This is a genomic window from Alterinioella sp. (assembly GCF_058343375.1).
In genome coordinates this window covers 37337-57354 of record NZ_JBTUJH010000002.1, presented here as the reverse complement: position 1 = coordinate 57354, position 20018 = coordinate 37337, and the positions used below count along the sequence as shown (strand labels likewise).

Genomic DNA, 20018 nt, shown 5'->3' with positions numbered 1-20018 from the left:
ATCCTTGTCACGGGCGCTGGCGAAATTCCTTCGAAGGAATTTGAGAAAGCTCTTCGAAGAGCTTTCCTTGCTCAGAGCTCCACCTGTTTGCCATGGGCATAGTTTGAAGGGCCGCGAGTGCGGAACGCTTCCCGAAAATGGGTCGGCGCGGGGCCGTTTTGCGTGGCGCGGGCATCGGCCAGATAGGCCCCCACGATGATGTTGGCCTGCCGCCCCGCATCGAGCAGGCGGATGGTGGCATGGGCCTCATCCTCCAGCAATTCGGCCTCGCCATGGTGGCGCGACCAGCGATCATCGGCGGTCTGATAGACGACATCGCCTTCCAGCAGGTCATTTGCGGTGACGATTTTCGGAGTGAATTCACGGGCCATGGAGCACCTCGGGAAGTTGAGCAGATTGATCCTGTCCTGCGCGCGGGGCGAGGCCGTAGAGCAGGATGGCGGGGCCGGTCATATCGGCGTGATCAAGATCGCTGGCCAGTGTGGCCAGGCAGCTTTGAAGCACGAACTGATCCGGGCGGGAGGCGTTTTCCACAATGGTGACAGGGGTTTGCGGCGCGGCCCCATGCATCAGCAGACGCCCTTGCAGGAACCGCGCGCCGCGCTTGGCCATATAGATGGCGGCGGCGGTGCCGGGGCGGGCAAGGGCGGCCCAATCCTGTTCGGCAAAGCCTGCCATGTCATGGCCGGTCAGGATGCGCAGCGCCGAATTGCGGCCACGTTGCGTCAGGCTTTGACCGATGGCGGCGGCAGCGGCAGAGGCGGCGGTTATGCCCGGCAGGATCGACCAGGACAGGCCGGCAGCGTCCAATGCGCTCAATTCCTCGTCCAATCGCCCATAGATCGCGGGGTCGCCCGATTTCAGCCGCACGACCTGCGCGCCGGCTCTGGCGTGTTTGATCATCAAGGCGGTGATCGTGGATTGCGCGGTCGAAGGGCCAAAGCCCTGCTTGCCGACATCCAGCATCACCGCCTCGCGGCGGGCAAGCTCCAGAATTTCGGGCGCAATCAACCGGTCATGAATGACGATATCGGCCTGGTCCAGCGCGCGGCGCGCCTTCAGGGTCAGCAATTCCGGATCCCCGGGGCCTGCGCCAACCAGATGCACATGCCCGGCGCGCGGGGCGCGTTCCAGATGGGCCTCCAGCAGATCGCCCAACGCATCCTCGGCCCCTTGCGATCCGCCCTGGGCCAGACCCTGGGGCCCGGCGCGAAAATAATACTCGGCCCAGAAATCGCGGCGCTTGCGGCCAAGGGGCAGCGCCTCGGCCGCGCGGCGAAAGGCCTTGCCGATCCGGGCCAGGGCCCCAAGCGTGGGCGGCAGGCGCTCCTCAAGATCGCGCTTGATGGCGCGTGCCAGCACCGGGGCCGCGCCCTCGGTGCCGATGGCAACGGTGACCGGGTCACGGTCGACGATGGCGGGCGTGATGAACTGGCTGTCGGCAAGGTTGTCGACGATATTGACCAGCGCGCCTTCCGCGCGCGCAATGGCGGCGCTGCGGGCATCCTCGGCAGCCTCCTCATCGGCGGCATAAAACAGCGCGGCCCCCGTGACATCACCGGCCTGCACTGCGCGCCGGTTGAGTATCAGCCTGCCCGCCCTGGCCCAGGCCTCAATCTCGGGCGCGGGCTGCCTGGCAAAGACCGAAATCCGGGCCTCGGTCTTCAGCAGGAGCCGCAATTTTGCCAAGGCCGCAGCGCCGCCGCCCGACAGCACCAGCCGCTGGTTTTCCATCGCAAGGAAGATCGGGAAATGTTTCATGACGGGCATTCCTGTTTCTGCCCTTAGATATAGGAGAATTTCCCGGAAAATGACCAGATACCCTTGCCAATAAGGACATATGTTCGCTATTGGTCAGGAAAGGCTTATCTGCGTTCCAAACAAAGGGAAATTGCCAAATGTCTGTCCAGATCGACGCGCTGGATCGGAAGATCCTTCAGACGCTGCAGGAGGATGCCAGCCAATCGCTGGATGATATTGCCAGAAAAGTGGGGTCTTCCAAGACGCCGGTCTGGTCGCGCATCCGCAAAATGCGCGCCGCCGGCATCATCGGCCAGCAGACCGTGGTGCTGGATGCCGACGCGCTTGGGCTGGAGGCCTGTTTCTTTGTCCTGATCCGCACATCGGAACATGAAACCGACTGGCAACAGAAATTTCTTGCGGCGCTGCAGGCGCGCCCCGAGGTGATGGAGGCGCACCGGCTGGCGGGCGATATCGACTATATCCTGAAAGTGCGCGTCGCCAATGCGCGCGCCTATGACGTGTTCTATCAGGCGCTGATTTCAGAAGTGCGTATCTATAATGTCACCGCCCTGCTCAGCATGGAGCAGATCAAATCCACCACGATGTTGCCGCTTTAAGGCACTTCTCGGAACACCTGAGACATTATGCATCTCTTATAGCGCGTCGTGCCTGATCGGATTCGAGCATTCATCACCCGGACCGAGGCAGCGTTCGCGCAATCGAATGCGTTCGGGTCGGCCGGTGAATTCGATTTGGCGCGACGCGCTCTAACGCGTTGAAATCTTTGATTTCAGGCAGCGTTAAGTGGTTCAGGTTTTTCGAGAAGTGCTATAGGCCCGGCTCAGCAGATGGCCGTTGCGGCAATATGTCGGGGCCGCATCCAGTTTCTCGGTTTCATCCAGCAGGGCGCGGCAGCCCTCCTGATCGGTGCAGGCCGAACAGGACAGAACCATGTTGCGATAGGCAAAGGCCCCGGTTTCGGGATCGCCCATCAGCTGTCTGTCCAGATCGACATCCAGATGCCTGGCCATGTCCTGCACCAGCTCGGCGCTTTTACCAAGTTTGTTGATTATCCCCATGGCGCGTTCCTCAAGATCAAGTGACCCCGCCATGATGGCCGCGCCACGCCGGCCCGCCATGATCCATGTCAATTGCCCGCGATCAGCTCGGTCTGCACTTGCGCGCCGCTTTCCAGGGTCCGGTGGACCGGGCATTTATTGGCAATCTCCAGCAGCCGGGCACGCTGACCCTCATCAAGATCACCTTGCAACGCGATGCGGCGGATGAACCGGTCGATCCTGGAGCTGTGCCCGCCGGCATCCTGGGCGTGCACCTTGTCATGCAGAATATCGACCGACACGCCGGTCAGCGGCCAGCCCTTGCGCCTGGCATACATGCGGATCGTCATCGAGGTGCAGGCCCCAAGCCCGGCGGCGACAAACTGATAGGGCGTAAATCCCTGATTGGTGCCGCCATATGACAGCGGTTCATCGGCCACGGCGTGATGGAACGGGCCGGCCTGCACATCCTGACGAAAGCCCTTTGGGTCGGCCTCGACCACGCGGGTCACACCTTCGGGCGCGCCGATGGGCGGCGCTGGCGGGCGCAGCGGCACGTATTTTCCGACCCATGCGGCAATGATTTCGGCGCCATATTCGGCATCCTCGGTGCGGGTCAGCAGGTGGTCGGCATCATCGAGCGTGATGAAACTTTTCGGATGTTTGGCGGCAGTGAAAATCCGGGTGGCGTTTTCGATGCCGACAACGGCGTCACGCGGCGCGTGCAACACCAGTAAAGCCTTGCCAAGGCTGGCAATGGCCGGGGCCAGATTTTCGGCGCGGACATCTTCGACAAATCCCTTGCCAATGCGGATCTGGCGGCCGCCAAGCGTGACCTCACCGGCCCCGTCGGCCGCGATCCGGTCCAGCGCATCGTCAAAATTATGCGTCACATGGCCGGGGTCAAAGGGCGCGCCAATGGTGATCACGGCCTTGACGCTGTCGATGGACCCGGCCGCGCGCAGCACGGCAGCCCCGCCAAGCGAATGACCGATCAGCAGCGCCGGGGCCATGCCGCGCGCGCGCAGCGCATCGGCGGCGGCCCCCAGATCCGCGACATTGGTGGAAAAGGAGGTATTCTCGAACTCGCCCTCGGAATGGCCAAGCCCGGTGAAATCGAACCGCAACACAGCGATGCCCATCCCCGCCAGCCGCGCGGCAATGCGGCGCGAGGCGACGACATCCTTGCCGCAGGTAAAGCAATGCGCCAGCAGGGCCGTGGTCAGATGCGGACCGGCAGGCAGGTCGAGCCGTGCGGCCAGTTTCCCGCCATCATGGCCGGGAAAGGTAAAACGTTCGGTGGGCATGGCAGGCGCGTCCTTCGCGGTAGTGCGTTGCATTGCAGAATGTGGGCCCGCGCGCGCCGCCGCAACCCACCTCACGCGGGCGTGTAGGGTTGTGTGCATGCGGCCCGGCAATCTTGCGGCCATTGCAGATATTGCGGCCTGCTATAGGGTCTGGTGAAATATTTGCTTCGGGAGGTTCATGCGGGTTCTGGTTCGTATCATGGCCGTCATGGCCCTGGCTTTGCTGTTGGCGGGCTATGGCGGTGCGCTGCATCCGGCGGGCGATTCGATTGCCATCGTGCGCTTGCCGGTGGGGATTGTCCTCTTGCTCAGCGTTGGCTTGATCGGCGGGCCGGGCTGGCTGCGGCTTGGTGGAGTGGCGGTCGCGGTGCTTGCCGTGGGCGGGATTGCGGCGCAGGCCTGGTTGCCGGGGCAGGCGGGCGGGCTGTCGGTCTATCAGAAAAACCTGTGGGTCGGCAACACGGCCAATGCCGAGCTGATTGCCGATATCATCGACAGTGACGCCGATATTGTCCTGCTTCAGGAACTGTCGGACCGCAATATCGCGCTGCTGGATCTTTTGCGCCCGACCCATCCCTATCAACAATTGTGCCGGTTTTCCGGGCGCGGCGGCATGGCCGTGCTGTCACGCTGGCCCGCGACCGGCCCCGGCATCTGCTCGGACGGGCGCGGCATGGCGGGGCTGCCGGTAGAGACGCCGGCAGGCCCGGTCTGGGCATTGTCGATCCATCTGCATTGGCCCTATCCGCATCGCCAGCGCTTACTGGTCGATGCCCTGTTGCCAATCATCGGCGCGCTTGACGGGCCTGTGATCATGGGCGGTGACTTCAACATGGTGCCCTGGGGGGCCAGCGTCCGGCAATTGGCGGCGGCCTCCGGGACATCGCTGGCAAGGCCGTTGTTTCCGACCATCCGTGTCGGCCCGGTGCCGCTGCCCATTGACTATATCCTTGCGCCCGGTGGCGGACAGACCGAACGCCGCCCGCGCCTGGGATCGGACCATCTCGGGGTTTTGGCACGGGTCACGCTTGCGCCGGGCTAATTGCCCAATAGCCGTTCATCAAAGGGATAGGTGGTCAGGTTTTCAAACCCATCCTCGGTGATCAGCACCTGATCCTCCAGCTTGATCGAGAAATCACCGCCCTCAGGCGATACCAAAGCCTCGACGCATAAGGTCATGCCCGGCTCCAGCACATAATCGAAGGCCCCCGGCACGGCCTGATCGGGATAGGCAATCAGCGGCCATTCATCGCACAGCCCCACACCATGCATCAGGCAGCTGTATTTCTGCTTTTGATATTGCGGGGCCAGAACATGGGTATTGGCGGTGAGATCGTTGAGGCGGACACCCGGTTTCAGCATCTCCATATTGGTCATGATATGATCATAGGCGTGGCGCATGGCCTCGATCATGTCGGGGCGCGGGGCACCGTCGCCGATCCACCAGGAGCGCGAGATATCGGCGCAGATGCCATAACACCCGATCAGGTCGGTATCGAAAGACAGGATCTCGTTATTTTGCAACACCCGCGGCCCGCATTCCTGAAACCAGGGGTTGGTGCGCGGGCCGGTGGTCAGCAGGCGGGTTTCGATCCATTCACCGCCGCGCGCGATATTGGCCTTGTGCAGCTCGGCCCAGATCGCATCCTCGGTCAGCCCCGGTTCGGTCGCGGCCTCCATTTCGGCCATGGCGGCTTCGCAGCCATGCATGGCGCAGCGCATCGCCCTGATCTCATCGCGGCCCTTGATGGCGCGGGATTTTTCGGTGACTTCCTCGCCATCCTTGATCTCGAAACCCTGCGTTTCAAGCGCGCGCAGCCCGTGCAGCATGATCTTGTCGACCGCCAACCGCATGTTGCCCGGCGCATGCGCCGCCATCAGTTCGCGCATGTCATTGGCAAAGGCATCTGCAGCCACGTCCACCTTGTCGCCGCGGTCGAAATAGAACAGATCCGCGCCCGAGCGGACCTCGCGCACCAGCGGGTTGAACCCCGACAGAAACGGCGCGTTCCTGTAATCCCACAGCACCATATAGCCATCGGCCAGGATCAGGCAGGCCCGAAACGGGTTATGCGTGTTCCAAAGCTGCATATTGGTGCTGTCAGTGGCATATCGGATATTGAGCGGGTCAAAGACCAGCAGCCCGCCATAATCCCGCTCAACCAGTTTTTCGGTGATCCGGTTCAGCCGATAGGCGCGCATGTCGGGCAGGTTGGGCAGGACAAGCCCGGCAGCCTCCCATTCGCCATAGGCCAGCGGCGTCGGCCCGATCTCGATCCGGTCATTGTCGTTCAGGGTTCCGTCGGGCAGATGCGTCCCCTGTGACGGGTCGATCTTGCGTGCCCGTGGGCGATAGGCGTCATTCATTCTGGACCCTCCCGATGCTCGGCCCCACACTGGTGCAGGGGAATCGCGCCCGCGCGCGGATTTACGGCATCAAGGGGGTCGAATTTGGAACATATCTGCCAGCAGAGCCTGCCTTTCGCGCCCTGGATGGTGCCCGCCGCGCGCCGCCTGCCGGGCATTCAGCCGCTGGATATGGCAAATTGGCTGGTGGTCGATGACGCCTTTGCCGCCCAGATGGCATTGCGCGACCGGCTGTTGTCGGATCGGCGCGCCGATGTGTTCGGTGCCTGCGACGTCGCCCCGGCGCAGGAATTGCTGGATCTGGTGGTGTCGCATCTGGGCCCGGGATACCAGATCAGGCCCGGTGGCGTGATCCGTCCCGATGGTGTCGAGGTGGCCTTTGACAGTGACCACCCGTTGGTGGTGGCCGCCCGTCTGGTGCAGGAGGATCTGTGCCTGCTGGAACACCCCGCCCAGGCCGGTGAACATGTGCTGACCGGTGCCGTCCTGTGCTTTCCCGCCAGTTGGACCCTGGCCGAGAAACTGGGCCGGCCGCTGATCGCGATCCATGATCCGGTGCCGGAATATGAGGCCAGTATGGCGGCGCGTGTGCAACGCCTGTTTGATGCGCTGCATCCCGACCGGCCGCTCTGGCGTGCCAACGCCTTGCGCTATGATGATCCGGCCCTGTTTCAGCCGCGCCGCCATGCCAAACGCCGCATTCGGCCCCGCAACCAGCCATCCTTTCTGCGCTCCGAACGGCAAAGCCTGTTGCGGCTGCCCGAAACCCGCGCCGTCGTGTTCTCGATCCATACCTGGGTGGTGGCCTGGGAAAACCTGACCGACGCGCAGCGTGCGGGCCTTGCGGCCCATCCGGTGGACAAGGTAGGGGCAGAATCATGAGCCTGATCGAAGAGCAATATGACGCCTATCCCTATCCCGAACGCGACCCCGCCGATGAGGCCAAACGCCTGATCACCGGGTCGCCCTCGCACCCGTTGGAGATTGACCATTTCGTCTTTGCCGGGCGGCGCGACTGGGCACAGCCCTTGCGTGCCCTGGTTGCGGGCGGCGGCACTGGTGATGCGCTGATCCAGATGGCGCAGATCCTGACCACTGCTGGCAGGCCCTATGAAATTACCTATATGGATCTGTCTGTTACGGCGCGCGGCATTGCCGAAGCGCGGGCCAGGGCGCGCGGGCTTGAGGGTATCGAATTCATCACCGGATCGCTTCTGGATGCCGCCCGCCATGGGCCGTTTGACTATATCGACTGCTGCGGCGTGCTGCATCATCTGCCCGAACCACAGGCCGGGTTCAACGCATTGGCACAGGCCCTGAAACCCGAGGGCGGAATCGGCGTCATGGTCTATGCCCCCTATGGCCGGTCGGGCGTCTATCCCTTGCAGCAGGCGTTCGGGGCGTTGTTGCAGGGCAGCCCGCAGGACCGGCTGCGCAGCGCGAAAGAGATCTACGCCCGCCTGCCCGAAACCCACCCGTTCAAATGCAATCCGCATCTGGTCGATCATCATCAAAGCGATGCCGGTTTCTATGATCTGCTGCTGCATTCGCAGGACCGGGCCTACAGCATCCGCGAGTTGGCCGCCGCCTTCACGCAGGCCGGTCTGGCGATCACCGGGTTGCCGCAGGCCCATGCCTATGATCCGGTCCCGCTGTTGCCCGATCCACGGCTGTTGGTGGGGCTGGATGCCGTCACCCGCATGGAGATTGCAGAAAAACTGCGCGGCACGATCAAGCTGCATATCGCCTATGCGGCCCCGGCGGCAAATGCCCAAGCGCGGGTTGCCAAACCGACCCCGCAATCGGTGCCGCATCTCAAAGGCGTCAAACCGGCACAGCTTGCCAATGCGATTGCAAGGCAAGGCGTTTTGCCGATCAATGTGGCGGGCGAAAAGCTGGAAGTTCCGGTTTCGGCCGCCGCCGCAACGCTGGTTCGCCATATCAACGGGCGGGCCAATCTGGCCGAAATCGCACGCGCTGAGCGGCTGGATCCGGTCGCGTTTTCGGCGCTCTGGAACGGTGTGTCTGATGCGATGTGCACCTATGGTCTGATGTTCTACTCGTCGCTCTTGCGCTGAGCGGTCGGCCGGGCCAAATTTTTCCGGAAAAATTTGCCGCCCCGAAATTTCTTCGAGAAGAAATTTCCGCTCAAATGTCGCGCTACATCTTGAAATGTTTCGACAGTTTCAATCCCTGACCCTGATAATTCGACGCCAATTCCGCGCCATAGAGCGTTCGGGGCAGGGCGGCCATGCGTTCATAGACCAGACGGCCCACAACCTGCCCGTGCTCCAGCACAAAAGGGGCCTCGTGGCAGCGCACCTCCAGCACGCCGCGCGCGCCTGCCCCTCCGGCCGCGGCATAGCCGAAACCGGGGTCGAAGAACCCCGCATAATGGACGCGAAACTCACCCACCATGGCCAGATAGGGGGCCATTTCGGCGGCGCAATCGGGCGGGATCGTCACCGCCTCCTGACTGACGAGGATATAGAAGGCACCGGGGTCCAGGATGATGCGGGCATCGGTGGTTTCCAGCCGTTCCCAGAAATCATCGGGCGCGTAATAGCCGATATTGTCCAGATCGATCACACCGGTATGCGGTTTGGCACGGTAGCCCACCAGCCCGCCCGCGCCGGGCCTGAGATCGACCGAAAAGCCCAACCCGTCGCGGATCACGGGCTGCCCTGAGACGAGCGGGGTCTCGGCGTGGCGGGCGTTCAGTTCGGCATCGCTCAGCACGGCCTGCCCGGCGCGAAACCGGATCTGATTGAGCCGCATTCCCGGGCGCACCAGAACCGAGAAACTGCGCGGGCAGATTTCGGCGTAAAGCCCGCCCTGATAGCCCGCCGGGATATGGTCAAATTCAGTGCCGTAATCGGTGATGGTGCGGGTCAGCAGATCCAGCCTGCCGGTGGAGCTTTTGGCATTTGCCACCGCGTTGATCGTGCCGGGCAGGGCCAGCGCCTCGATCAATGGCACCAGATAGACGCAGCCCTTTTCCAGCACCGCCCCATCGCTGAGATCGACCTTGTGCATGGTAAATTCGGCCAGACGTTCGGCCACGGTCTGCCCGGCCCCGGTGAGAAACGAGGCGCGCACCCGATAAGCGGTGTCGCCAAGGCGCAGATCCAGGCTGGCGGGTTGCACCTGGGTGTCGGCAAAGGCGCGCTCAGAGCGGATCTGCCCGGCCGCCGCCATCGCTTCGATCGCGTGATCGGGCAGAACACCGGGGTGGGGCAGGTCTGGTGTCATAGCAAGGCTCCACATACACAAAAACCGCCCGGCCCAGAGCGGGCATGAGCGGTTTTCAGGTTGGTCGGGCTAGCAGGACTCGAACCTGCGACCTTCCGTCCCCCAGACGGACGCGCTACCAGACTGCGCCATAGCCCGACTGCCATGCGTTCTAGCGGTTTTGCGCGCCGGTGCAAGCGTGAAAGGGGGCGATATCTGCACAAGGTCCGGGATTTGCCTAAGAGGCGCGGGATCTGGCGGTCAGCCGGTCGGCCAGCGCCTGCAACCGGATAACATGCGGGGTCAGCTCTGCAATCCGGGTCGCATCGAGCGGCTTCGATTCGGCAATCAGAGCGTGCAGGGCCGATAATGGTGCCTCGCTGGCATCCGGCGCAACAAGGTGCGCTTGCGGCATTGGCACCGGGGCAGCCGCATCGGCCATAACCGGCTCGGGGGCATCTTCCGGCGCGTCCTCGGCCGCTTGATTTGACTGCTGCGCGCCCGCGGCCACCGGTTCATCCTGCGCGGCCTTATCCGCCTGCACCGGCGCGTCTTGCCCGGCCCTGTCAGAGCTGGCCATTGCGTCAATATCGAAAAATCCGGTTGCAGCCTCGGGTGGCGGGGCCTGCGCAGGCGCGACGATGGTGGCATCCATTGCGACGCTCTCGATCACCTCCCCATCCAGCAGATCCTCTGCCAGCGCCGGAGACAGGGCAGACACATGGCCCATACCCTCCTCGCGGAATATCTTCTGCACGCCGCGAATCGTCAGGCCCTGATCATGCAGCAGCACCTTGATGCCGCCCACCAGCCGCATATCGGCGGGGCGGTAATAGCGCCGCCCGCCGGCGCGTTTTACCGGCTTGATCTGGCTGAACTTGCTTTCCCAGAATCGCAGCACATGCGCCTCAACCCCCAGCCAGTCGGCAACCTCACGGATGGTGCGAAACGCCTGGGGCGATTTTGACGCCATTGCCCCGACTACCTCCGGTTGCCGGTGGCAACGCGGTCTTTCATCAGATGCGAGGGGCGAAAGGTCAGCACCCGGCGTGGCGGAATCGGCGCTTCTTCGCCGGTCTTGGGGTTGCGGCCCACCCGCGCGGTCTTGGAGCGCACCGAAAACGTGCCGAAGGACGAGATCTTGACCTGTTCATCGCTGACCAGGCTGTCGGACATCAGTTCCAGAACCCGTTCGACCAATTGCGCGCTTTCATTGCGCGACAGGCCCACTTCGCGGTAAACCGCTTCGCTCAGGTCCATGCGTGTCAGTGTTTTCCCGGCCATATCACAAGATCCCCCAAATGATGCGACCATCCTGCGCTTTGTGGTTTCCCAAGTCAATATCAAGGGCTTGCATGGCAGAGCCTCGCCGCCACATGAACCAGGCTACCAGCGCAGGACAGCCGATCCCCAGGCCAGGCCGCCGCCGATGGCCTCGACCACCAACAGATCACCGCGTTTGATCTTGCCTTGCGCCACGCCGACCGACAAGGCCAGCGGGATCGAGGCGGCAGAGGTATTGCCATGATCCTGAACCGTCACGATCACCCGGTCCATGCCGACGCCCATCTTTTGCGCCGTGCGTTTAATGATGCGCAGATTGGCCTGATGCGGCACGATCCAATCGACATCATCGGCCGCAAGCCCGGCGCGGGCCAGCGCGGTATGGGCGGTTTCGGCCAGTTTTTCGACCGCGTGGCGAAACACCTCGCGGCCCTCCATGCGCAGCACACCGGTGCTTTGCGTCTGTGAGACGCCGCCATCGACATAAAGCAGATCCTTGAAGCGCCCGTCGGAATGCAGATCGACCGCCAGAATGCCGCGATCCTCGCCGGACCCGGCGCGGTCCTGGCCCTCAAGCACCAGCGCGCCGGCCCCGTCCCCGAACAGAACCGACGTGGTCCGGTCCTGCCAGTCCATGATCCGCGAAAAGGTTTCGGCCCCGATCACCAGCACGCGATTTGCCTGACCTGACAGAATAAAGGCATTGGCGGTCGACAACGCAAAGATGAAGCCGGCACAGACCGCCTGCACATCAAAGGCAAAGCCGGTTTTCATGCCAAGCCCGTGCTGGATCATGGTGGCGACCGATGGGAAGGTCAGATCGGCCGTCGAGGTGGCCACAATCACCGCGTCGATATCGGCGGCGGTCAGGCCAGCGTTTTCCAGGGCAGCCTTGGCGGCTTTCACACCCAGATGCGATGTGGTCTCGCCCTCGGCCGCGAAATGGCGCCGCTCAATCCCGCTGCGGCTGCGAATCCATTCATCACTGGTGTCAATCCTGGCCTCAAACTCGGCGTTTTCGACCATGCGTTCGGGCAGATAATGGCCAATGCCAACCGCGACTGCGCGGCGTGTTCCGTCCTCTGCGTTCATATCTCGGCCTCTCCGTTTGCAAGGGCCAGCGCCCGTTCAGAGACCGCGATACGCGCGGCCAGCCTGTCATTGAACCCAGCCTCGGATAGTTGGGCCGCCAGTTTGATTGCCGCCGAAACGCCGGTCGCGTCGGCGGCACCATGCGATTTTACCACAGTTCCGTTCAGGCCCAGAAACACGCCGCCATTGACCTGGCGCGGGTCAATCCGCCTTGACAGTCGCCGCATCGAGCCCATCGACAGCAGCGCCGCAATCTTCGACAGGATGGAATAGCGGAATGCCTGGCCCAGAAACTCGCGGATCAGGCTGGCGGTGCCTTCCCCGGTTTTCAACGCGATATTGCCGGTAAACCCGTCGGTCACGATCACATCGACCCGATCCGAAGGAATATCGCCGCCTTCGACAAAGCCGACATATTCATACTGCCCGGCAGCGGCCGATCGGGCAATCGCCTGCGCCCCAAGTTTCAGTTCGGCCCGGCCCTTGAATTCCTCGGTGCCGACATTCAGCAAACCGACCCGCGGGCGCGACAGGCCAAACCCGTTGCGGGCATAGCTGGCCCCCATCAGCGCATATTGCAAAAGGTCGTTTTCATCGGCGCGGATATCGGCCCCGACATCCAGCATCACATTGAACCCGCCGGGATTGCGCGATGGCCAGAGGCAGGCAATTGCAGGCCGGTTGACGCCCTCGATCTTGCGCAGGCGCACCATGGAGATGGCCATCAATGCGCCGGTATTGCCGCAGGAAATGGCCGCCGTCGCTTCGCCGTCGCGCACCGATTCGATGGCCGACCACATGGACGTGCCCTTGCCCGAGCGAACCACCTGACTGGGTTTGTCATCCATCGACACCACGCCATCGGCATGGCGCAGGTCGCAGCGGCCCGTCAAAACCGGTTTGCGCGCGATCAGAGCCTCCAGCTCGGGCTTGTCACCATGCACAATGAAACGAAGGCCACCGATACTCTCGGCGGCCTTGGCCATACCATCGACCACAGCAGATGGCCCCAGATCCCCGCCCATGGCATCGATTGACAGCACCGTATCAGACGCCGTGGCGCCGGTCGCTTGTGCTGTTTCTGACATCAGGGGACCTGCCTTGCGGATAACGTCGGATTATGCCGCGTCGTCGTCCAGATCAACCTCGGCCTGCGCGATCACTTCGCGTTCGGCATAGGTGCCGCAGGAAGGGCAGACATGGTGCGGGCGCTTCAGTTCACCGCAGCTTGGGCATTCATTTGGGTTGGCCGCAACCAAGGCGTCATGCGACCGGCGCATGCCGCGACGGGACGGGGTAATCTTACTTTTGGGGACAGCCATGTCTCAACCTCGAAATTATTAGGGGGCGGACCTTGGTCGCGGATGGCCCCGGTAGTGTCATGTAACGTTCATATCCTGGCACCGCCTAACGCCTGAAATCCGGCTCGGCAACCCTTTTTCGGGCCCGGTGCGGGCGCGCCAGGGGGCGCGGCAATCTCACGCGGCGAATGAGGCCGGGAACATACTGGGATTCCACGCCCATGCAAGCCCTAATCGCGGGGCCTCTTCAGGACGACCCCTCGGGCGTGTCATCGGGATCTTTATCGCTCAATGCATCGCGCAACCCGGCCAGGCCGGCAAAGGGGCGGGTATCCTCATCGCGCATCGGCACAACGCCTGGCCCGGCAAAGACGGCCTGGTCCAGTTCGGCCCCGGCGGCGCGCGGATAAAGCGGCAGGTTCAGCGCCAGCGCCTCGATCATCACGGCGGCGGGGTCGATCACCGGGCCAAGCGGCTCGATCGTGTCATCCTTTGGCATCAGCGCCTCGCCATCCTCGGTCAGTTCCGGCTCGGGCGGGGTGACCATGTAACGGCGGCTGACCGCCAGATCCAGCCGGGTGGTCACCGGGTCCAGCGTCACCACGCAAGGCTGCACAACCGTCGCGCCAAGCGTCGCCTCAAGACGCCAGTCCTGGCCCGCATCGGCAAGGATGGCACCGTGAAAGCGCAGCTTGCGCAGGCCCATGATTTCCAACGCTGCCGCAATCGCGGCGCGGGCCCCGGCCTCGGGGCGCAGATCAAAGCTGTTGGGCCGGCTTGCGCCGAGATCGTTGACGCGCAACGGTGTGCTTGGCAGATCGGACATGGTCGGGGCCTTTCTTTTGGGGCACGTGCATGGCAAAATCGACAGGGGAACTTGCCCTGCCGGTTCTGGTCGGGTAAGCCGATAGAAAGCTTTGCCGGGCCTTGCAAGAGCCCGCAAGATGTTTGGGGCATCCAATAATGATGGCGCATAAGAGGGCCGGGCAGATGACAACGCATCCCAAGGGCACGAAATGGGTTCTGGCGGCCGTTCTGGCGGTTGGCCTGTCCGCCTGCGCCGCGACCTATGTCAATCACGGCTATATTCCGCCGCCAGAGGAACTTGAGACCATCCTGCCGGGCGTCGATACCCGCGCCAGCGTCGAGGCGACAATCGGCCGGCCGACCGCGTCGGGCGTGATCGGCGAAAACACCTGGTTCTATGTCGCGTCGCGGCAACGGTTCTACACCTATACCGCGCCCGAAGTGATCGAGCGTGAGATCGTGGCCATTTCCTTTGATGATCGCGGTGTGGTGGAAAATATCCGCGAACTGGGTCTGGAGGATGGCCAGGTCGTCCGCCTGTCCCGCCGGGTGACCGAATCGAATATCCAGGAAGTGACCTTCCTGCGCCAGTTGGTCGGCAATTTCGGGCGCATCAGCATCGCCGATGCCCTGAACGGGTCCTGATCACCCCGCGTCGGGTTTGAAATCCAGCGCCACCCCATTGATGCAATAGCGCAGCCCCGTGGGTGCGGGCCCATCGGGAAAGACATGGCCCAGATGTGCCTCGCAGCGGGTGCAATACACTTCGGTGCGGCGCATGAAGAACCCGCGATCCTCTTTTTCGCCCACCGGGGCATCCTCCAGCGGGGCATAAAAACTGGGCCAGCCGGTGCCGCTGCCGAATTTGGTGGATTGATCAAACAGCGGCGCGCCACAGCAGACGCAATGGAAAACGCCGTCCTCCTTGGCGAAACTGTCATGGCTGAAGGCGCGCTCGGTGCCGTGTTTGCGGGTGACCTTATAGGCCAGGTCGCTCAGATCCTTGCGCCACTCGGCATCCGGCTTGACTAGTTTTTCCATCCACATTCCCCCTTGTTGCCGCTATGGCATGGTCTCATTGTCGAAATATTCCGCATCCCGGGATGTAGACCTTGCGGCGCGTTGCGCCAAGGGGCAGGGGCGCGCGGTGGCGATAACATTGGCGGGAGCATCGCAACAGATGCTGACACTCAGCAAAGGCCGGTATCGGGCACGCGCAACGCAAGGCGCGCGGGATCTGCGCCGTGCACAGCGCCTGCGCGCCCTGGCCTTTCACGGCGTTGACGGCATTGATCGTGATGCCTTTGACGACCGCTGCCAGCATATCCTGATCGAGGAAGTGGCGACCGGCGCGCTGGTTGGGTGCTTTCGGCTGCTGGCCCTGTCTGGCGGTGCCGCGATTGCAGACAGCTATTCGGCGCAATTCTACGATCTGGCCTCGCTGGCGCATTTCAAGGGACCAATGGCCGAAATCGGGCGGTTCTGCCTGCATCCCTCCCACACCGATCCCGACATCCTGCGCGTGGCCTGGGGGGCGCTGACCGGATATGTCGATGCCAACGGGGTCGGGATGCTGTTTGGCTGCTCGTCCTTTCCCGGCACCGATGCAGACCCTTACAGCGACGCCTTTGCGCTGCTGCGTGATCGCCATCTCGCGCCGGCGTCATGGCATCCCGGTATCAAGGCGGCCGAGGTGTATTCCTATGCCACGGCGCTGCGCCACAAACCCGATCTGAAACGCGCCAATGCGGTGATGCCGCCCTTGCTCAAGACCTATCTGATGATGGGCGGCAGGGTCAGTGACCATGCGGTCGTGGACCGGGAGATGAACACGCTGCATGTCTTCACCGGGCTGGAGATCGCCGCCATCCCACCGGGCCGCGCGGCGCGCCTGCGCGATATGGTGGGCTGACGCGGGCCGCTCGGCCCACCCCTTGTCAACGCCCCTCCCTCCCGGCAGAACGCCGTAACGGCCTTCTTCTTTGCAAAAATACTCTGGGGGAGACCGCCAAAGGCGGGCGGGGGCAAGGCCCCCAAAACCCGGTCTTATTCGTCCAGAACTACCAATGCGTGGCGTTTCTTTCCCGCAGAAACCTTTATCGGAAACTCGCTGCCGTCGCTATCGATCATCAATCCGGGATCCTTGATCAGCCCATCATTCATCCTTGCGCCGTCGCTGTCGATGAGCCGCTTGGCCTCCTTGCCCGAGCTTGCCAATCCAGAACGGACGAAAATCTGAACAATGGATATTTTTTCTCCCGCGCTGAGCCGCAACGTGGGCAGATCCGCGCCGGTGCCGCCCTTTTCAAACACATCGCGCGCGGTGGCCGCGGCGGTCCGGGCCGCATCGGCCCCGTGCAACAGCCCCGTCACCTCATTGGCCAGCACGATCTTGGCCTCGTTGATCTCAGCACCTTCAAGCGCCCCCAACCGGTCGCATTCCTCAACGTCGAGCTCGGTATAAAGCTTCAGGAACCGGCCGACATCGGCATCGGTGGTATTGCGCCAGAACTGCCAGAACTCATAGGGCGACCGCATTTCGGCATTCAGCCAGATCGCGCCATCGGCGGTCTTGCCCATCTTCTTGCCATCCGACGTGGTCAAAAGCGGCGTGGTCATGCCATAGATCTCATGGTCCAGCACGCGTCGGGTCAGGTCGATCCCGTTCACGATATTGCCCCATTGATCCGACCCGCCAAACTGCACCAGACAGCCATAGCGCCGGTTCAGCTCAAGAAAATCATAGGCTTGCAGGATCATGTAGTTGAATTCAAGAAAGCTGAGCGACTGTTCCCGATCCAGCCGCGACTTCACCGATTCAAAGGACAGCATCCGGTTGACGCTGAAATGGCGGCCGATGTCGCGCAGAAAGTCGAGGTAATTCAGATCCGCCAGCCATTCATCATTATTCAGCATCAGCGCATCGGTGGCCCCGTCGCCATAGGTGATGTAATTGGCAAAGACAGATCTGATGCCGGAAATATTGGCATCGATCTGGTCCGGCGTCAGTAGCGGGCGTTCCTCGGCGCGAAAGCTCGGGTCGCCCACTTTGGTGGTGCCGCCGCCCATCAGGGTGATCGGCTTGTGGCCGGTCTTTTGCAGCCAGCGCAATGTCATGATCTGGATCAGACTGCCGACATGCAGCGATGAGGCGGTGGCGTCAAAACCGATATAGCCCGGCACCACACCCTTGCTCAGCGCCTCGTCAAAGCTCTGATAATCGGTGCAATCGGCCAGAAAGCCGCGCGCCATCATCACATGCATGAATTCGGATTTGGGGTGGTAGGCCATGGTTTGTCCGTCCATTCTGTCAGTGCAGGCGTGATACCGGGAAGGATGGCGCGATGGAAGGGCCGATATGGGTGGCGGGCGCGATGTCGGGGACATCGCTGGATGGCGTTGATGCGGCGCTGTTGCGCACTGATGGGCACGCCATCATCGAATTTGGCCCCAGCCGCTATCGGCCCTATTCCAGGGCCGAGAGGGAGGTGCTGCGGGCCGCGATCGGGCGCTGGCCGGGCCAGGCCGGGGTGGCGGCGGCCGCCGAGGTCGTCGAGACCGCCCATGCCGCGCTCCTGTCGCGGCTGAACGGTGCCGAACTGGTCGGGTTTCATGGCCAGACACTGGCCCATGACCCGCATCGGCGCGGCACGCATCAGGCCGGTTGCGGGCAGGTGCTGGCCGATGTTCTGGGGCTGCCGGTGGTGTGGGATTTCCGCAGCGCGGATGTGGAGCTGGGCGGCGAAGGCGCGCCGCTGGCCCCGTTCTTTCACTTCGCCTGCGCGCGCTGGATCAAGGCGACCGAGCCGGTGGTGTTTCTCAACCTTGGCGGGGTCGGCAACCTGACATGGGTCGATCCCGCCGCGCCCGGACCCGAGGCCGAGGGGGCGCTGCTGGCCTTTGACACCGGCCCCGGCAATGCGCCTTTGGATGATCTGATGCGGGCGCGCTGTGGCAAACCCCGCGATGAAGGCGGTGCGATGGCTCTGGCGGGGCAGGCTGATGCGGCGATTGTTGCGGCCGCGCTTGCCCGGGTCTTCATGTTAAGAATGCCCCCAAAGTCACTGGATCGAAACGATTTTTCGGATCTGGCCGATCTGGTGAAAAACCTGACGACCGAAGACGCCGCCGCCACGCTGACCGCGATCAGCGCTGAGGCCGTGGCGCGCGGGCTGGAACATTGCCCGACCCCGCCCGCACAGGTGCTGGTCTCTGGCGGCGGCAGGCATAATCGGGCGATGATGGCGGCTTTGGCGGCACGGATCCCCTGTCCGGTTCTGCCGGTGGATGCGGTGGGTCTGGATGGCGATATGCTGGAGGCGCAGGCTTTTGCCTATCTGGCCGTGCGCGTGATGCGCAGAATGGCAACCTCGGGGCCTGCGACGACCGGCGTTCGGGCCAATGTCGGCGGTGGCGTTCTCAGCCATCCCGGCTGACGCGGGCGGCAAACGAAGCCCAGGGCCGAAATCTGCGCTGCCGGTCTTTCCATCACTCGGCGCGGCTGTCTTGCGGCTGAGACGCATCGGCGTCTGACACCGGCAGCCACAGCGCGATACTCGTGCCATCGCCCGGCTGGCTGACCAGTTCCAGCCCGCCGCCCGATTGTTCGACAAACCCCTTGGCCATCGGCAGGCCAAGGCCCGACCCTTTGCCTGCCGGCTTGGTGGTGAAAAACGGGTCCATCACACTCATCTGAAGCTCCGGCGTGATGCCCGGCCCCGAATCCATGACCGAGATCCGGCAATAGCGCCCGGCCGGCAGGGTGGTGCCATGAAATTCCTGCTCATGCCCGGCATCGACCCAGTCCAGCCGCAAGATGATGGTGCCGGAATCCGCCATCGCGTCGCGGGCATTGATCACCAGGTTCAGCAGCGCGTTTTCCAACTGGTTCACATCGGCGGTAATCGGGTGCGGGGCAGATGTCAGCTCCAGCTGGAGCGATATCGAATCCGGTAAAACCCGGCTTGTCAGCGCCACGAAGTTTTGCACAAACCGTTCGGGATCGAAGGTTTTCGGGTTCAATCGGGCCTTGCGCGAAAAGGTCAGCAAATGCGCGGTCAAGGTCGCCGCGCGCAGCGCCGCCTGGCGGGCTTCCTCGGCCAGCTGGTCCTTTTCCGCGCGTGTCGGCACTTCTGAATAGAGGTCAAGATTTCCAATCATGACGGTCAGCAAATTGTTGAAATCATGCGCAATTCCGCCAGTCAATTGGCCGACAGCCTGCATCTTCTGGGCCTGAATATTGCGCTTTTCCGCCAGTTTCAGGGCGCTGCGCATGGCAACGCTCTCATGCAGGCTGACCAGATAATAGATCACCATCAGCACCGAAAACAGCATCGTCAGCAGCATCATGGTCATGGTGTCGGCCTGGCGCGCCATGTCATAGCCGAAATAAAGCGTCAGGCCGGAAATCAGGAGGCCATCCCAGATCGCGATCCGGCGCAGGCCGGAATAACGGCTGATCGAATACAGCACCATGCCCACAACCAGGGACAGCGCCGCAATTCGCATCAAGGTGATATCCAGCGACCACAGAAAGACGGGCAGGATGGCAAACCACAAGGTTGTGGTGAAGATGAGCGCGGTCGCAATCTGGGTATCAAGCTGCGTGCCGGGCCGGCGCCGGGTGGCAAGAAAGCTGATACTGGCCGCCTCGGCCAGCATGTAGATCGCCAGCCAATACAGCGCCGAGGTCAGATCCAGCCAGATCGCGATGCTGATGCAGAAAATGGCCAGCAGGGCGAAACGGGCCCCGATTTCCAAGACCGGCTCGACATCGGATTCGATCATCAGCGCAAGCGTTTCCCAAGGCTCTTTACGCATGGGAGGAT

22 protein-coding genes and 1 tRNA gene are annotated in these 20018 nt (G+C 62.9%); 7 read left to right on the top strand and 16 right to left on the bottom strand.

All coding sequences use genetic code 11. The annotated features are described in order from the left end of the window. Nucleotides 1-71 precede the first annotated feature (71 nt). Together ACW8PS_RS00630 and cysG are read right to left on the bottom strand one after the other, a co-directional pair. The gene (locus ACW8PS_RS00630; protein ID WP_491525314.1) at nucleotides 72-371 is read right to left on the bottom strand and encodes a DUF2849 domain-containing protein; all 300 of its coding nucleotides are present in this window, start codon (nucleotides 369-371) and stop codon (nucleotides 72-74) included. Continuing rightward, entirely contained in the window at nucleotides 361-1761 is a 1401-nt protein-coding gene (gene cysG, locus ACW8PS_RS00625) for a siroheme synthase CysG (RefSeq protein ID WP_491525313.1), read from the bottom strand. Before cysG ends, ACW8PS_RS00630 begins: the two co-directional genes overlap by 11 nt. Before the next feature lie 137 nt (nucleotides 1762-1898). Here cysG and ACW8PS_RS00620 point away from each other — a divergent pair, with 137 nt between their 5' ends. Further along, complete coding sequence (locus ACW8PS_RS00620) at nucleotides 1899-2360, top strand: Lrp/AsnC family transcriptional regulator (RefSeq protein ID WP_491525312.1); 462 nt, start codon at nucleotides 1899-1901, stop codon at nucleotides 2358-2360. Between the two features lie 192 nt (nucleotides 2361-2552). Here ACW8PS_RS00620 and ACW8PS_RS00615 read toward each other — a convergent pair whose 3' ends face one another. Further along, nucleotides 2553-2882, bottom strand: a complete 330-nt coding sequence (locus ACW8PS_RS00615; protein WP_491525311.1) for a DUF6455 family protein — start codon at nucleotides 2880-2882, stop codon at nucleotides 2553-2555. Nucleotides 2883-2890: 8 nt separating this feature from the next. Continuing rightward, nucleotides 2891-4108, bottom strand: a complete 1218-nt coding sequence (locus ACW8PS_RS00610) for a bifunctional alpha/beta hydrolase/OsmC family protein (RefSeq protein ID WP_491525310.1) — start codon at nucleotides 4106-4108, stop codon at nucleotides 2891-2893. Between the two features lie 178 nt (nucleotides 4109-4286). On the opposite strand from ACW8PS_RS00610, the gene ACW8PS_RS00605 reads away from it, so the two are divergent. Continuing rightward, on the top strand, nucleotides 4287-5150 hold the full coding sequence (locus tag ACW8PS_RS00605) for an endonuclease/exonuclease/phosphatase family protein (protein WP_491525309.1): 864 nt from the start codon (nucleotides 4287-4289) through the stop codon (nucleotides 5148-5150). Here the strand turns inward: ACW8PS_RS00605 and dddP are convergent. Further along, a complete protein-coding gene (gene dddP / locus ACW8PS_RS00600; RefSeq protein WP_491525308.1) occupies nucleotides 5147-6475 on the bottom strand; it encodes a dimethylsulfonioproprionate lyase DddP in 1329 nt (442 codons plus the stop codon). The genes ACW8PS_RS00605 and dddP overlap by 4 nt on opposite strands. 84 nt (nucleotides 6476-6559) lie before the next feature. Between dddP and ACW8PS_RS00595 the strand changes: the two genes are divergently transcribed. After that, nucleotides 6560-7357, top strand: coding sequence for a heme-dependent oxidative N-demethylase family protein (locus ACW8PS_RS00595; protein ID WP_491525307.1), 798 nt, complete (start codon nucleotides 6560-6562; stop codon nucleotides 7355-7357). Then, nucleotides 7354-8553, top strand: coding sequence for a class I SAM-dependent methyltransferase (locus ACW8PS_RS00590; protein ID WP_491525306.1), 1200 nt, complete (start codon nucleotides 7354-7356; stop codon nucleotides 8551-8553). Before ACW8PS_RS00595 ends, ACW8PS_RS00590 begins: the two co-directional genes overlap by 4 nt. Before the next feature lie 82 nt (nucleotides 8554-8635). On the opposite strand, the gene ACW8PS_RS00585 is transcribed toward ACW8PS_RS00590, so the two are convergent. The 8 genes from ACW8PS_RS00585 to ACW8PS_RS00550 all read right to left on the bottom strand — a co-directional run bounded on the left by ACW8PS_RS00585 (nucleotide 8636) and on the right by ACW8PS_RS00550 (nucleotide 14209). After that, nucleotides 8636-9727: a 2'-deoxycytidine 5'-triphosphate deaminase gene (locus ACW8PS_RS00585; RefSeq protein ID WP_491525305.1), complete on the bottom strand. Its 1092-nt coding sequence runs from the start codon at nucleotides 9725-9727 to the stop codon at nucleotides 8636-8638. Nucleotides 9728-9788: 61 nt separating this feature from the next. Next, nucleotides 9789-9865, bottom strand: a tRNA-Pro gene (locus ACW8PS_RS00580). Between the two features lie 79 nt (nucleotides 9866-9944). Further along, the gene (locus ACW8PS_RS00575; RefSeq protein ID WP_491525304.1) at nucleotides 9945-10679 is read right to left on the bottom strand and encodes a MerR family transcriptional regulator; all 735 of its coding nucleotides are present in this window, start codon (nucleotides 10677-10679) and stop codon (nucleotides 9945-9947) included. Between the two features lie 8 nt (nucleotides 10680-10687). Further along, nucleotides 10688-10990: an integration host factor subunit alpha gene (gene ihfA, locus ACW8PS_RS00570; RefSeq protein WP_491525303.1), complete on the bottom strand. Its 303-nt coding sequence runs from the start codon at nucleotides 10988-10990 to the stop codon at nucleotides 10688-10690. Nucleotides 10991-11092: 102 nt separating this feature from the next. Then, entirely contained in the window at nucleotides 11093-12082 is a 990-nt protein-coding gene (locus ACW8PS_RS00565) for a beta-ketoacyl-ACP synthase III (protein ID WP_491525302.1), read from the bottom strand. Further along, on the bottom strand, nucleotides 12079-13170 hold the full coding sequence (plsX, locus tag ACW8PS_RS00560) for a phosphate acyltransferase PlsX (protein WP_491525301.1): 1092 nt from the start codon (nucleotides 13168-13170) through the stop codon (nucleotides 12079-12081). The genes ACW8PS_RS00565 and plsX overlap by 4 nt, the downstream gene beginning before the upstream one ends. A gap of 30 nt (nucleotides 13171-13200) precedes the next feature. Then, the gene (rpmF, locus tag ACW8PS_RS00555) at nucleotides 13201-13404 is read right to left on the bottom strand and encodes a 50S ribosomal protein L32 (protein ID WP_491525300.1); all 204 of its coding nucleotides are present in this window, start codon (nucleotides 13402-13404) and stop codon (nucleotides 13201-13203) included. Nucleotides 13405-13630: 226 nt separating this feature from the next. After that, nucleotides 13631-14209 (bottom strand): YceD family protein, encoded by a 579-nt coding sequence (locus tag ACW8PS_RS00550; protein ID WP_491525299.1) that lies wholly within the window; start codon nucleotides 14207-14209, stop codon nucleotides 13631-13633. Nucleotides 14210-14373: 164 nt separating this feature from the next. On the opposite strand from ACW8PS_RS00550, the gene ACW8PS_RS00545 reads away from it, so the two are divergent. Continuing rightward, entirely contained in the window at nucleotides 14374-14835 is a 462-nt protein-coding gene (locus tag ACW8PS_RS00545; protein ID WP_491525298.1) for an outer membrane protein assembly factor BamE, read from the top strand. Here ACW8PS_RS00545 and msrB read toward each other — a convergent pair whose 3' ends face one another. Further along, entirely contained in the window at nucleotides 14836-15231 is a 396-nt protein-coding gene (gene msrB / locus ACW8PS_RS00540; protein ID WP_491525297.1) for a peptide-methionine (R)-S-oxide reductase MsrB, read from the bottom strand. A 139-nt stretch (nucleotides 15232-15370) separates the two neighbouring features. On the opposite strand from msrB, the gene ACW8PS_RS00535 reads away from it, so the two are divergent. Then, entirely contained in the window at nucleotides 15371-16102 is a 732-nt protein-coding gene (locus ACW8PS_RS00535; RefSeq protein ID WP_491525296.1) for a GNAT family N-acetyltransferase, read from the top strand. A gap of 134 nt (nucleotides 16103-16236) precedes the next feature. Here ACW8PS_RS00535 and tyrS read toward each other — a convergent pair whose 3' ends face one another. Then, on the bottom strand, nucleotides 16237-17481 hold the full coding sequence (tyrS, locus tag ACW8PS_RS00530) for a tyrosine--tRNA ligase (protein ID WP_491525295.1): 1245 nt from the start codon (nucleotides 17479-17481) through the stop codon (nucleotides 16237-16239). 53 nt (nucleotides 17482-17534) lie between these two features. Between tyrS and ACW8PS_RS00525 the strand changes: the two genes are divergently transcribed. Next, a complete protein-coding gene (locus ACW8PS_RS00525) occupies nucleotides 17535-18626 on the top strand; it encodes an anhydro-N-acetylmuramic acid kinase (protein WP_491525294.1) in 1092 nt (363 codons plus the stop codon). Between the two features lie 52 nt (nucleotides 18627-18678). Here the strand turns inward: ACW8PS_RS00525 and ACW8PS_RS00520 are convergent, their stop codons facing one another. After that, nucleotides 18679-20010 carry an ATP-binding protein gene (locus ACW8PS_RS00520; protein WP_491525293.1) on the bottom strand — a complete coding sequence of 444 codons (1332 nt, stop codon included), beginning with the start codon at nucleotides 20008-20010 and terminating at the stop codon, nucleotides 18679-18681. Between the last annotated feature and the right edge of the window lie 8 nt (nucleotides 20011-20018).

Coding starts and splice junctions, on each gene's coding strand:
- ACW8PS_RS00630 (WP_491525314.1), bottom strand. CDS start 371: ATGGCCCGTGAATTCACTCCGAAAATCGTCACCGCAAATGACCTGCTG.
- cysG (WP_491525313.1), bottom strand. CDS start 1,761: ATGAAACATTTCCCGATCTTCCTTGCGATGGAAAACCAGCGGCTGGTG.
- ACW8PS_RS00620 (WP_491525312.1), top strand. CDS start 1,899: ATGTCTGTCCAGATCGACGCGCTGGATCGGAAGATCCTTCAGACGCTG.
- ACW8PS_RS00615 (WP_491525311.1), bottom strand. CDS start 2,882: ATGGCGGGCCGGCGTGGCGCGGCCATCATGGCGGGGTCACTTGATCTT.
- ACW8PS_RS00610 (WP_491525310.1), bottom strand. CDS start 4,108: ATGCCCACCGAACGTTTTACCTTTCCCGGCCATGATGGCGGGAAACTG.
- ACW8PS_RS00605 (WP_491525309.1), top strand. CDS start 4,287: ATGCGGGTTCTGGTTCGTATCATGGCCGTCATGGCCCTGGCTTTGCTG.
- dddP (WP_491525308.1), bottom strand. CDS start 6,475: ATGAATGACGCCTATCGCCCACGGGCACGCAAGATCGACCCGTCACAG.
- ACW8PS_RS00590 (WP_491525306.1), top strand. CDS start 7,354: ATGAGCCTGATCGAAGAGCAATATGACGCCTATCCCTATCCCGAACGC.
- ACW8PS_RS00585 (WP_491525305.1), bottom strand. CDS start 9,727: ATGACACCAGACCTGCCCCACCCCGGTGTTCTGCCCGATCACGCGATC.
- ACW8PS_RS00575 (WP_491525304.1), bottom strand. CDS start 10,679: ATGGCGTCAAAATCGCCCCAGGCGTTTCGCACCATCCGTGAGGTTGCC.
- ihfA (WP_491525303.1), bottom strand. CDS start 10,990: ATGGCCGGGAAAACACTGACACGCATGGACCTGAGCGAAGCGGTTTAC.
- ACW8PS_RS00565 (WP_491525302.1), bottom strand. CDS start 12,082: ATGAACGCAGAGGACGGAACACGCCGCGCAGTCGCGGTTGGCATTGGC.
- plsX (WP_491525301.1), bottom strand. CDS start 13,170: ATGTCAGAAACAGCACAAGCGACCGGCGCCACGGCGTCTGATACGGTG.
- rpmF (WP_491525300.1), bottom strand. CDS start 13,404: ATGGCTGTCCCCAAAAGTAAGATTACCCCGTCCCGTCGCGGCATGCGC.
- ACW8PS_RS00550 (WP_491525299.1), bottom strand. CDS start 14,209: ATGTCCGATCTGCCAAGCACACCGTTGCGCGTCAACGATCTCGGCGCA.
- ACW8PS_RS00545 (WP_491525298.1), top strand. CDS start 14,374: ATGACAACGCATCCCAAGGGCACGAAATGGGTTCTGGCGGCCGTTCTG.
- msrB (WP_491525297.1), bottom strand. CDS start 15,231: ATGGAAAAACTAGTCAAGCCGGATGCCGAGTGGCGCAAGGATCTGAGC.
- ACW8PS_RS00535 (WP_491525296.1), top strand. CDS start 15,371: ATGCTGACACTCAGCAAAGGCCGGTATCGGGCACGCGCAACGCAAGGC.
- tyrS (WP_491525295.1), bottom strand. CDS start 17,481: ATGGCCTACCACCCCAAATCCGAATTCATGCATGTGATGATGGCGCGC.
- ACW8PS_RS00525 (WP_491525294.1), top strand. CDS start 17,535: ATGGAAGGGCCGATATGGGTGGCGGGCGCGATGTCGGGGACATCGCTG.
- ACW8PS_RS00520 (WP_491525293.1), bottom strand. CDS start 20,010: ATGCGTAAAGAGCCTTGGGAAACGCTTGCGCTGATGATCGAATCCGAT.